Origin of the sequence: Hoeflea sp. (assembly GCF_039975035.1) — a bacterium.
In the GTDB taxonomy this organism is placed as follows: domain Bacteria; phylum Pseudomonadota; class Alphaproteobacteria; order Rhizobiales; family Rhizobiaceae; genus Hoeflea.
Window position 1 is genome coordinate 1 of sequence record NZ_JBDWHW010000162.1, and the last position, 11,894, is coordinate 11,894.

Genomic DNA, 11,894 nt, shown 5'->3' on the forward strand with positions numbered 1-11,894 from the left:
TCTATTCCAAACCGAGCTGCGATTCGGCGGAAGCCGTCTGAACCCTCTTCATACGCCAACACCACCGACTGCTTGAAAGACGTGCTGTATTTGGACATGCAAACCCCCGAAGTTGATGTCCAACTTTCGGGGGTCAGTTCATCGCCCGCCGGTTTCAATTTACTCAGACCTGTGTATGGCTCAGAAGAAGCCGCGCTTTTGCCACCAGCCGCCCTTTTTGGGCTTGTCGCCTTTTTCCTTGGTCGTGGAAGACGTCACCACCGGAGCAGTGGCGATTGCGGCCATATCGGTGCCCGCACTGCGGTCGGTGTCAGCTTCTTCACCCTGTGCGTCCTGCTCAGGCTCGCTGGCAGGAGTTGCAGTCTCGATCGCCTCGTCGGCAGGGGCGTCGTTTCCGGCCTGCTCGGTACTGACCTCGGCGACAGCCTGCGCAGGTGCAGCCGCGGCTTCCGCTTCTGCGGCCTTGTCGGCGGCGATCTGCGCCTTGGTCCGTCGTGGACGACGGGCCGGCTTTTCAGGCTTCTCAGGCTTTTCGATTTCCGCAACAACCGGAGCGGTTGCTTCGGCAGCGAGTGAGGCTTCCGGCGCATCGCTGATCACGGCGTCGGCTGGTGCTTCGTCCGGCGCTGCCTGCTCGGTCGCAGGCTCGCCTTCGGATGCATCTGCAACGACCTCGGCCTCAGCCGATGAACCGGTGCCGTCCTCCTCGCGATTGCGGCGTCCGCCACGCTTGCCGCGGCGGCGGCGCTTGCCGCGACGCTGTTCATCGCTGTCGCCATCTTCCGACGCTGACGTCGAGGCTTCTGCATCGGAGGAGTCCTCCTCGTCATCGCTGGTGTCATCATTCTCTGAGCCGTTGTCTGCCGAGGCCGATTGATTTTCGCCGTTGCCGGTCTCGCCATCAGACTTGCGGCCGCCACGACGACGCCGTCTGCGGCGCTTCTTGCCCTGGCCGTCCTCGCGTTCGGAACGATCCCCGTTCTGAGCTTCGGCTCCCGATTCGCTGACTTCCTCGGTCTCCGCGACCTCGTCATCGATTTCTTCAACGATGTCCGCATCGTCCTCATCATCGGCATAGGCCGGTGAATTGACGGTGATGTGATCGATATTGACGGGCTTTTCCACTGCCGCGCCGCGATCGATGGCGAAGTGGTTGGCGCCGACTTCCTCGTCAGCCGAGAAGCTGATCGAGACACCGAAACGGTTCTCAAGGTCGACAACCGTGTCACGCTTGTGATTGAGCATGTAGAGCGCAGTGTCAGCCGTGGTGCGCACGATGATGTCGTGCGTGGTGTTCTTGAGAAGATGTTCCTCGACACCGCGCAGCACATGCAGAGCCACCGAAGACTGCGAGCGGATATGTCCGTTGCCGCCGCATGTCGGGCAAATCTGCATGGTGCTTTCCAGCACCGAGGCCCTGATCCGCTGCCGCGACATTTCCAGAAGCCCGAAATGCGAGATCCGGCCCACCTGAATGCGGGCCCGGTCGTTTTTCAGGCAGTCCTTCATCCGTTTTTCGACCGCGCGATTGTTGCGGTTTTCTTCCATGTCGATGAAATCGATGACAATGAGCCCGGCCAGGTCGCGCAACCTCAGCTGGCGCGCGACCTCCTCGGCCGCCTCCAGATTGGTCTGCAGCGCCGTGTCCTCGATCGAGTGCTCGCGGGTCGAGCGGCCCGAGTTGACGTCGATGGCCACCAGGGCTTCGGTCTGGTTGATAATGATGTAGCCGCCAGATTTCAGCGTCACCTGCGGCTGCAGCATCCGGTCGAGCTGGGCTTCGATGCCGGAACGGGCGAAAATCGGATGCAGGTCCCGGTAGGGCTGAACCACCTTGGCGTGGCTCGGCATCAGCATTTTCATGAAGTCCTTGGCTTCGCGGTAGCCTTCCTCGCCGGAGACCATGATCTCCGAAATGTCCTTGTTGTAAAGGTCACGGATCGAGCGCTTGATCAGGCTGCCTTCCTCGTAAACGAGGCTTGGCGCTGTTGATTTGAGCGTCAGATTGCGGACATTTTCCCACAGCCGCATCAGATATTCGAAGTCGCGCTTGACCTCGACCTTGGTGCGGTTGGCGCCGGCGGTGCGTAGAATAACGCCCATGCCCTTGGGCACTTCAAGTTCGCGTGCAATCTCCTTGAGACGCTTGCGGTCGGGCAGGTTGGTGATCTTGCGCGAAATGCCGCCGCCACGCGCGGTGTTCGGCATCAGCACGGAGTAACGTCCAGCCAGCGACAAATAGGTCGTCAGCGCCGCGCCCTTGTTGCCGCGTTCTTCCTTGACCACCTGAACCAGAAGAATCTGGCGGCGCTTGATGACTTCCTGGATACGGTATTGCTTGCGCGGCTTGCGCGACGAGCGCGTCGGAACTTCTTCCATCGCGTCCTCGGAGCCGACCGACTCGACGGAATCATCGTCATTGCCGCCATTGTCATCGTCATCATTGCCGTTTCTGCGCTTGCGGCGCGATACCGGCTCGGAGATTTCGTCGGCTTCGACATCCGCCGCCATTTCGGTGGGCTTGTCGTCGTCGCCGGAGTCATCGGAAGAAGCATCGGCAGGTTCATTGCCGGACTTATCGTCCGTTGCTACCGCTTGTTCAGCGGCTGCGGATGGCTCCACGATCGCGGCAGCGGATGCATCGCCATCTTCAGTCTTGGCTTCATCCGGCGTGGCTTCATCTCCCTTGACCTCATCGCCAGTCTTCTTGCCCCGGCGACTGCGGCGGGGACGTGACTTGGTTGACTTGGTCTCTTCGCCGCCGTCGTCAGTGTCCGCAGGTTTCGCTTTCGATCTGGATTTTGCCTTGCCGGAGCCGGCTTCGGCATCATCGGCGCTCTCGAAATCGGGATCGTTGTCCGCGTCTTCGGCTTCCGCCTGAAGCAGCGCCTGACGGTCGGCAAGCGGGATCTGGTAATAGTCGGGATGGATTTCGGAGAAGGCAAGGAATCCGTGGCGATTGCCGCCGTAATCGACAAAAGCCGCCTGCAGCGATGGCTCCACGCGTGTGACTTTCGCCAGGTAGATATTGCCGCGGAGCTGTTTCTTGTGCTCCGATTCGAAGTCGAATTCCTCTATGCGGTTTCCACGAACGACAACGACGCGGGTCTCCTCGGGATGGGAGGCGTCGATAAGCATTTTTTCTGCCATTGAGTATAAGCTCCTCGGCGCGCCCTCGACGATGTGCTCCGCCGCCCCGAAGGTGGGGGCAGGGGATGGTCGGATGGGATTGCGCCGGATGAAAGATTTTCCGGTGTTGGGCTTGGGGCAGCGCGCAGCAGACCGGTACCCGGGGCGTGTGACGCCCGGGGCCTGTTCACACTTGGGGAGATCCGCATTTGCACCATAAGAGCCGGCCGGAATTTCATTTACGTATAGTCCTTACGGACCGATGAAGCCCCATTAAAGGGGTGTGCGGCGAAAAACGCCGCCAAGGTTGTGGCGGTACCCTCGCCCGCCGGGTTTAATCAGTGTCCTGGCCATGATGCGCTCGAAGGCAGACATGCCTCGCCGCATTTTCGGCCATATTGCCTTGCAGGAGCGGTCGGATCAGGTTCCCGACATGGGAACAGTCAGCCGGCAGTTCCGGGGAAGCTATTTGAATAGACGACGGACGATCCGTACTCCTGGCGCCGTAGGCCCTGTGCGGGCGGCGGCCGGAAGGGTGACAGTTCTATCCCGTCAATACACTTACCCAATCAATGCTTCTATGGGGAGAACAGGCATCTGGCAAGCCGAAAACATCTGTGGAATTTATTGTCGGCGCACGATGTTGACCAAGACTGCCGTTAGGGCACTTCCCGAGCCGGCAAACATGGTAAACGGACGGTTAACCGGTTTTTGCGAGACTGGGGACGGGCAGAAAAATTCAAGCGGGTCATCAAGGCACCATCGTCATGGTGCTGACTCACGACGGTCATTTCGCCGGGATTCGGCGATTTCAAGGCAAGACAGGTGAATTCGGTTGTTGGCGGCTCGACGGTACATTGCAGCAATAGTGGAATTGGCTCGGGCGCAAAGATGTGCCGGTCTTGCGTTTTGCGTGCTTGCCGTTTTCGCGGTGTGGCCATCGTTGGTCCAGGCCATGCCGGAAGGGGTTCGCAACGACCGCTACGTCGCCATTGCGGCGCGTATCGCTGGTGACGACAACCGCGTCCGGCTCGTGCTGGATTTCGAACGGAAGCCGGATTTTACGCTCAGTTACCTGGAAAATCCGTTTCGCGTCATTGTCGATTTGCCTGAAACCGTGTTTGCTTTCCCCGATGATGCGCTGCAACCGCGCGGACTGATTTCGTCCGTCCGGTATGGTATGTCCGGAGCGGGCAGGGCGCGGATGGTGTTCGAGTTCGCGTCGCCCGCCCGTATGGAGCTTGTTGAAACCACCGAGGAGGCTGGCGGCGCAATCCATCGACTGGTGTTGGATGCTGTTGCTGTCGATCGCGAGGCGTTTTCCGCCCAGGTCGCCAAATCGGTTTGGACGGACGCGGCGGTGGATGCCACCAACGGCAAGCCGGACGATGCTTCAGGCGATACGCTGACGATTGTGATCGACGCGGGACACGGCGGCATTGACGGCGGCGCGGAAGGACCGAGCGGTTCGATGGAGAAGGACGTCACGCTCGCCTTTGCGGAGGCCTTCAAGTCCGCACTGGAAGCGGAAGACGGCATCCGGGTCGCCATGACCAGAACCGACGACGCGTTCTTGTCGCTGTCGGCCCGCGTTCGCAAGGCTCGCGAGGAGCGGGCCGATCTTCTGATTTCCCTGCACGCTGATTCGATCAACATCAAATCGCTGCGCGGCGCCACGGTTTACACCTTGTCCGACAGGGCCTCCGACGCAGTTGCGCAATCGCTGGCAGACCAGGAAAACAGCGGAGACGCCATCGTTGGCGCCAGTCTGGAAAACGCCCCGGAAGCGATAGCAACGATATTGGTTGATTTGGCGCGGACAGAAACCCGGGTATTTTCCGCCGGTCTTGCCCAGCAGGTTCTCAATTCCTTCGAAGGGCAGGTCAAGCTCATCAACAATCCGCTACGCCACGCGGGATTCAAGGTGTTGCAAGCCCCCGACGTCCCGTCGGTGCTCGTTGAAATGGGGTATCTGTCCAACCATGAGGACGAAAAATTGCTCACCGACGACGAGTGGCGGCAGAACACGGCCAGACTGTTGGCGCAATCAGTGCAGAATTACCGCAAAACGATCTTGGCGGGCAGGCGCTGATGATCGATAAAGCCAACTTGGAGTCTGCGCCCTCGTGGCAGTGTGACAGATTGGCAACGACCGCGCGCCGGAATGTTCGGGCCACAACAAATCCGGGCGAAAGCCCTATTTTACTCACATTGTCCGGGCTAACCGGGCGGATGACATGGTCGGCCAAAGTCAGGGCGTTAGCCGGGCTGGTCAACACGAAAAACAAACGGTAGCTGGCTGATGATACGATTGATTGGATATTTCTTCGGGATCGGGACCGTGTTGTTTCTGATCGTTGCGGCTGGCATTGCCTGGTATATTGGAGATATCTCCAAGGATTTGCCGGACTACGAAGTGCTCAACAGCTATGAGCCGCCGGTCACGACGAGGGTGCACGCCGCCTCGGGCGAACTGATGGCCGAATATGCCCGCGAACGGCGTTTGTTCCTTCCAATCCAGGCGATTCCGGACCGGGTGAAGGCAGCATTCCTGTCGGCCGAAGACAAGAATTTTTACTCCCATCCTGGAGTCGATCCTGTCGGACTGGCCCGCGCGGTTATAAACAACATCCGGACCGGCGCGCGTCAGGGCGCATCAACGATCACCCAGCAGGTCGCCAAGAACTTTCTTCTCACCGCCGACCAGACCTATGAGCGCAAGATCAAGGAGGCGATTCTCTCCTTCCGAATCGAGCAAGCCTATTCCAAGGACCGCATCCTTGAGCTTTATCTCAACGAGATTTTCTTCGGTATGAACGCTTACGGCATTGCCGGCGCGGCGCTGACCTATTTCAACAAGTCGGTCAATGAGCTGACAATTGCTGAAACGGCATATATGGCAGCCCTTCCCAAGGCCCCGTCCAATTACCATCCGTTCCGTCATCCCGACCGTGCGGTTGAACGGCGCAACTGGGTGATCGACCGGATGGTCGAGAATGGATATGTCAACGCCGCCGATGGCGCCGACGCCAAGGCGCAACCGCTCGGTGTTACGCCGCGCAAGACCGGCTCCTATCTGTTCGCGTCCGAATATTTCGCCGAGGAAGTCCGCCGCGAACTGATCGGCCGGTATGGCAATGACGCACTTTACGAGGGCGGACTGTCTGTAAGGACAACGCTTGATCCGAAACTGCAGGCGCTGGCCCGCAAGGCGCTGCAGAAGGGCTTGATGTCCTATGACGAGCGCCGCGGCTTCCGTGGGCCGATCAAGCAGATTGATGTTTCGGGCGACTGGGGCGCATTGCTGGGTGAGATCGATCCCCTGCGTGATGTTCCCGAATGGGAACTGGCGGTCGTGCTTTCAACCTCCGATGACAGCGTCGAAGTCGGTCTGCGCCCTGAACCCGAGGTGTCTGGCGCGGTCGGGTCCGAACGGCTCACCGGCACGATTCTCGCCGAAGACATGAAATGGGCCTACCGCGTCAATCTGAAAGGCGAGAAGCCGCGCAACGTCAAGAAAGCCGGAGATGTGCTCTCGCCTGGAGATGTTGTCTATGTGGAACCATCGGAGCAGGATGGCGTCAAGCATCTGCGGCTGCGTCAGCCACCCAGGATCCAGGGTGCGTTGGTGGCGATGGATCCCCATACCGGACGCGTGCTGGCCATGGTCGGCGGATTTTCCTTCGCACAGTCCGAGTTCAACCGCGCCACGCAGGCCGAACGCCAGCCCGGCTCGGCATTCAAGCCCTTCGTTTACGCAGCCGCGCTCGACAATGGTTATACACCCGCGTCCGTGATCCTTGACGCACCTATCGAAATCGTTTCCGGCGGAGAGCTCTGGAAACCCAAGAACTATGGCGGCGGTTCAGCCGGCCCGTCGACCCTGCGGCTCGGAATCGAACGCTCACGCAATCTGATGACTGTGCGGCTTGCCAAGGACATGGGCATGAACCTGGTCGCCGAATACGCCGAACGCTTCGGTGTTTATGACAACATGCAGCCGTTGCTTTCCATGTCGCTTGGGTCTGGCGAGACCACGGTGATGCGCATGGCATCGGCCTATTCGGTCCTTGCCAATGGCGGCAAGCAGATCAAGCCGTCGTTGATTGACCGGATTCAGGATCGTTACGGCAAGACCATCTTCAAGCACGAGGAACGCAGCTGCGACGCCTGTGTCGCGTCGGCCTGGCTGTCCCAGGAAGAGCCGGAAGTGGTCGACACCCGCGAGCAGGTGCTCGATCCGATGACGGCCTACCAGATCACCTCGATGATGGAAGGTGTCGTTACCCGCGGTACCGCTGCCAGCAAGGTTAATCTTGACCGCCCGACCGCGGGCAAGACCGGCACCACCAACGAGGAGAAGGACGCCTGGTTCATGGGCTACACCGCCGATCTGGTGGCCGGCGTCTTCATCGGTTTCGACACGCCGACACCGATGGGGCGCGGTTCGACCGGCGGTGCTCTCGCGGCCCCGGTTTTCAACGAATTCATGCTGGCGGCGCTCGAGGGCACCAGACCAGCCGATTTCCGCGTGCCGCAAGGCATGAAGCTGATCGCCATCAACCGCAAGACCGGAATGCAGGCGTCTCCCGGAGAGGGAGATGTGATCATGGAAGCCTTCAAGCCCGGGACAGGACCATCGGACGTCTATTCGGTCATCGGACTTGAAGACTATGCCACAGGCGACGCCATCACCACCATTTCACCGCAGGCCAACCAGGCCGTCGTCAATGGGTCCGGCGGGCTGTATTAGGCTCCTCGAACCGGCTGCCAAATCAGCTCTGGAGAGGCTTTACATCGCCGGGACAGGACCTTATGGTCCGCCCGCTTTGGCAAGGAAGTTTGCCTGAAACCCCACGGAACCGGAATATCATGCGCTCAGAAACCCAGGTCGTTGTCGATGAAATCAAGCAGGCCGTAAGCCTGCTGAGGAGGCATCTTTGACTGGGAACCTGCTCAGAAACGCCTGGAATGGCTGAACGCCAAGGCTGAAGATCCGGCCATCTGGGATGATCCCCAGGAAGCCCAGAAGCTGATGCGCGAGCGCCAGCAGCTTGACGATTCGATCAACGGCCTCAAGCGGCTGGAAACCCAGCTTTCGGACAATCTCGAGCTGATCGAGATGGGCGAGGAAGAGGGCGACAACGACATCATCAGTGAAGCGGAAGCCGCCCTCAAAGAGCTCCGGACCGAAGTGACCCGGCAGCAGATCGAATCGCTGCTCTCCGGCGAGGCCGACGCCAACGACACCTATCTGGAAGTCCATTCCGGCGCCGGCGGCACCGAGAGCCAGGACTGGGCCAACATGCTGTTGCGGATGTACACCCGCTGGGCCGAACAGCACGGCATGAAGGTGGAGTTGCTGGAAATCCATGATGGCGAGGAAGCCGGCATCAAGTCGGCAACGCTGCTGGTCAAGGGCCACAACGCCTATGGCTGGCTGAAGACCGAATCCGGCGTGCACCGTCTGGTCCGGATTTCGCCTTATGACAGCCAGGCCCGCCGCCACACTTCGTTCTCGAGCATCTGGACCTATCCGGTGATTGACGATTCGATTGATGTCGACATCAATGAAAGTGACTGCCGCATCGACACCTATCGCGCTTCCGGCGCCGGTGGCCAGCACGTCAACACCACCGATTCGGCTGTCCGGATCACGCACATTCCGTCCGGGATCGTGGTGCAGTGCCAGCAGGAACGCTCGCAGCACAAGAACCGGGCCCAGGCCTGGGACATGCTCAGGGCGCGCATCTATGAAGCGGAACTGAAAAAGCGCGAGGAAGCCGCCAATGAAGAGGCCGCTTCGAAAACCGAAATCGGTTGGGGTCACCAGATCCGCTCGTACGTTCTGCAGCCCTACCAGCTGGTCAAGGACCTGCGCACCGGTACCGAGAGCACCAATCCGCAGGGCGTTCTGGATGGCGATCTCGATGCGTTCATGGAAGCAGCGCTCGCCCAGCGGGTGTATGGCGGGGCAGGCGAGGTCGCGGATATCGACTGATCGGAGCTTCCGTCTGAGAGAGGCGCACTCCGTCTCCTATAGAGCCGGTCCTACCTGGTAACGGCCGAGCGGATGAGGCTGAGGCCGGCAAGTGCGAACAGGCCGGCGACGAGACCGTCGATCCATCTTCGCAGGCGTCTGTATCCGCCCATGATGCCGGGCAGCGAAAAGGTCATGGCGTATCCGGCATAATTGACAAACCCCAGACCCACACAGACCAGTGTCGCCGTGGCGACCATTGAGACTTCGGTTTCCCGGCTGAGACCCATCGACAGCGCCGCCATCCAGGCGACAACGGCTTTCGGGTTGGACAGGTTGAGGATCAGGCCGCGCCGAAACCATCTGCCTTGCTCGGGCGAGCTTTCAGTGATGTCGGCCTTGCGCAGCGCCGAACGGCCGGACTGGACCGCGAGCCACAACAAGTAGAGACCGCCTGCGAACTTGAGAAAACTCAGCAGGTAGCTGGTGCCCTGGAGCATGACTCCCAGGCCGGTGGCGGCTACAAGTCCCCAGCCACCCAGGCCGACCGACAGTCCAAGCCCGAACAGCAGTCCGGGTTTGCGTCCTGAATGCATTGCAACAGCTGCCACCGTAATGTTTGCGGGTCCGGGCGAAACCGTCACAACGAAAAATGCCAATGCGATGGCAAGAATGTTCTCGAACCCCGTCATGTTCTGTCCTCAACGGTGCTTGTGTCAACGTTCGCGCAGTTCCCGCGCGTGCGGGTTGGTCATGGCACAAGGTTCAAGCGGTAAGTTTGCTAGTTGCTCGATCGCTCAACCTGAATGTCGCCGAATTCGTCAATATAGAGGGCCCATGTGTCGGGCTCGACCACTGTCGGATCGGTCTTGAGATAGATATAGGCCGCAAAGCCCGCTCCGCTGGCGGCTCCGGTTGAATCCTCGGGCCGCATGTCTGTCACATAGCCGCCAAGCGAGTTGATTTCGTCGATTTCGATGGAAAGCGCCAGTTCCGGTCCTTGTGGGGTGAGGGCGATTTGCTGGAGGTGAACCTGCGAGCGGTTGTCCTCGCCGCGAATGGCGATCAACCGGTAATAGCCACGGCTTGCCGGCACGGCCTCCGCCAATTCAGAGGTGGTATCGTTATTTGTTTCTTTGCCAGCCGCGTCCGGATCAGCCGCATCCGGGTCAGCCGGGTCTGGATCAGTTTCTCCGGCCTCTTCCCAATATCCGCCGCTGGTGACGAACAGGATGCGAGGCGTCAACTCGCCGGCCAGCGCATTGATGTTGTCCTGGGCGTGCGCCTGGTTTGCCAGCGGAGAAATCAGGCCTGCCAGCAGCAGAAGCGTGAGAGGGGCGGGCAGGGACATCGGCGCAACCTTTCCTGAATTCCGGTTAGTAGAGAAACTGTTCGGCCAAAATGCGGTCGTTCCACGAATGGCTTGAATCGGTCAGGATTCGGGTGGTGCATTCCTTCGATTCGGCAACATGAACCCGCACAACCGATTTGACTTCATTGTGATCCGCCACGGCGTTGACCGGGCGTTTGTCAGGCTCAAGCACATCGATCGTCACCGTCACCTTGTTGGGCAGAAGCGCTCCGCGCCAGCGCCTCGGCCTGAACGCGCTGACCGGAGTGAGTGCCAGCAGCTGGGCGTCGAGCGGCAGGATCGGTCCATGGGCCGACAGATTGTAGGCGGTTGATCCGGCAGGCGTCGCCACCATGACACCGTCACAGATCAGCTCTTCCAGCCGCACCTGGCCATCGATCGACAACCGCAGCTTGGATGCCTGATAGCTTTGCCTGAGCAGCGACACCTCGTTGATGGCCAGCGACTTGTAGGCAGTCCCGTTGGCGTCGATCGCGATCATTTCCAGCGGCCGGATGATATTTTCCACCGCCGCGTCGATACGGCTCGAGAGATCCTTATCCGAATAATCGTTCATCAGGAAACCGATCGAGCCCCGGTTCATTCCGTAGACCATGCGGCCGCTGCTCATTTGCTCGTGCAATGTCTGCAGCATGAAACCGTCGCCGCCCAGGGCCACAATGACATCGGCCTCTGCCTCGCGGACGTTGCCATAGAGTGCCGCAAGATGCTTGGCCGCGTCCTGGGCATCGGGGGCCGGCGAGGCAATAAAACTGAACTTTCGCGTCATGTGGTGAGGCTACTCCCGCTCCTTGAATGACAATGGCGATTGGATGGTCGGGATGCAAGGGGACCGCGTGATGTGGAGACCGACAATCCTAGTTGACGTCGAGCTGGACGAGCGTCGATCGTGTCAATTCGTTTATGCGTTTCGAGCCGCCAGAGGTGTTTTCCGATCCTCATTGCAGATCATCTCGTAAAGAGGCTGTGGTATCTTATGGTTGCCAAATATAGTTCACCGTCGGCTTGTTGAAATCAGCACGGGGTCTTGGATCTCGATTCGGAGCGCAGGTTAACAAAGGCATAGAAAGCTTCTACTAAACCGCACCCCTCTTGAAAGTGATCCGTTCGCGATTTTAGCGATTTGATTTGTTCTGATGAATGTCACCGGCAAATTTTGATTTGCCGAGAAACCTGGCGAGAGCGTTCCACTTGGTTTGATCTTCCAACCGCGCATAAAAGAATTTCTCTGGTGCATGTTTCGCAAAATAATGGCGGACCTGCCTGTTTCGCGGTAAGCGTCCGGCCTCGCTGCTCTGACGCGTCATAGAGTGTGTTGATAGTGTCCACCATTGCTAGTGGACATCTTGAGGGCAGATATGGCGGGTAAGAAGGGTCAGAAGAAGCGGTTCTGGTCGGACGAGGAAAAGGTGT

7 protein-coding genes are annotated in these 11,894 nt (G+C 59.5%); 3 read left to right on the forward strand and 4 right to left on the reverse strand.

Annotated elements, in window-relative coordinates:
- Nucleotides 1-180: 180 nt before the first annotated feature.
- Nucleotides 181-3,150 (reverse strand): ribonuclease E/G, encoded by a 2,970-nt coding sequence (locus ABJN75_RS14255; protein ID WP_348440242.1) that lies wholly within the window; start codon nucleotides 3,148-3,150, stop codon nucleotides 181-183.
- Between the two features lie 934 nt (nucleotides 3,151-4,084).
- Between ABJN75_RS14255 and ABJN75_RS14260 the strand changes: the two genes are divergently transcribed.
- From ABJN75_RS14260 to prfB, 3 genes are all read left to right on the forward strand, one after another.
- Nucleotides 4,085-5,221, forward strand: coding sequence for an N-acetylmuramoyl-L-alanine amidase (locus tag ABJN75_RS14260; RefSeq protein WP_348440243.1), 1,137 nt, complete (start codon nucleotides 4,085-4,087; stop codon nucleotides 5,219-5,221).
- A gap of 210 nt (nucleotides 5,222-5,431) precedes the next feature.
- Complete coding sequence (locus ABJN75_RS14265) at nucleotides 5,432-7,882, forward strand: penicillin-binding protein 1A (RefSeq protein ID WP_348440244.1); 2,451 nt, start codon at nucleotides 5,432-5,434, stop codon at nucleotides 7,880-7,882.
- 119 nt (nucleotides 7,883-8,001) lie between these two features.
- A protein-coding gene (gene prfB / locus ABJN75_RS14270) for a peptide chain release factor 2 (protein ID WP_348440245.1) occupies nucleotides 8,002-9,130 on the forward strand; the annotation gives its coding sequence in 2 pieces (ribosomal slippage) (nucleotides 8,002-8,070 and nucleotides 8,072-9,130; 1,128 coding nt in all).
- 50 nt (nucleotides 9,131-9,180) lie between these two features.
- Here prfB and ABJN75_RS14275 read toward each other — a convergent pair.
- The 3 genes from ABJN75_RS14275 to ABJN75_RS14285 form a co-directional block, all read right to left on the reverse strand.
- A complete protein-coding gene (locus tag ABJN75_RS14275) occupies nucleotides 9,181-9,801 on the reverse strand; it encodes a LysE family transporter (RefSeq protein ID WP_348440246.1) in 621 nt (206 codons plus the stop codon).
- Nucleotides 9,802-9,890: 89 nt separating this feature from the next.
- Nucleotides 9,891-10,460 carry a hypothetical protein gene (locus tag ABJN75_RS14280; RefSeq protein ID WP_348440247.1) on the reverse strand — a complete coding sequence of 190 codons (570 nt, stop codon included), beginning with the start codon at nucleotides 10,458-10,460 and terminating at the stop codon, nucleotides 9,891-9,893.
- 25 nt (nucleotides 10,461-10,485) lie between these two features.
- The gene (locus ABJN75_RS14285) at nucleotides 10,486-11,250 is read right to left on the reverse strand and encodes an NAD kinase (RefSeq protein WP_348440248.1); all 765 of its coding nucleotides are present in this window, start codon (nucleotides 11,248-11,250) and stop codon (nucleotides 10,486-10,488) included.
- Between the last annotated feature and the right edge of the window lie 644 nt (nucleotides 11,251-11,894).

What these genes read in the sequence shown, in the direction of transcription:
- ABJN75_RS14255 (WP_348440242.1), bottom strand. Translation starts at nt 3,150, where the DNA reads ATGGCAGAAAAAATGCTTATCGACGCCTCCCATCCCGAGGAGACCCGC.
- ABJN75_RS14260 (WP_348440243.1), top strand. Translation starts at nt 4,085, where the DNA reads ATGCCGGAAGGGGTTCGCAACGACCGCTACGTCGCCATTGCGGCGCGT.
- ABJN75_RS14265 (WP_348440244.1), top strand. Translation starts at nt 5,432, where the DNA reads ATGATACGATTGATTGGATATTTCTTCGGGATCGGGACCGTGTTGTTT.
- ABJN75_RS14275 (WP_348440246.1), bottom strand. Translation starts at nt 9,801, where the DNA reads ATGACGGGGTTCGAGAACATTCTTGCCATCGCATTGGCATTTTTCGTT.
- ABJN75_RS14280 (WP_348440247.1), bottom strand. Translation starts at nt 10,460, where the DNA reads ATGTCCCTGCCCGCCCCTCTCACGCTTCTGCTGCTGGCAGGCCTGATT.
- ABJN75_RS14285 (WP_348440248.1), bottom strand. Translation starts at nt 11,250, where the DNA reads ATGACGCGAAAGTTCAGTTTTATTGCCTCGCCGGCCCCCGATGCCCAG.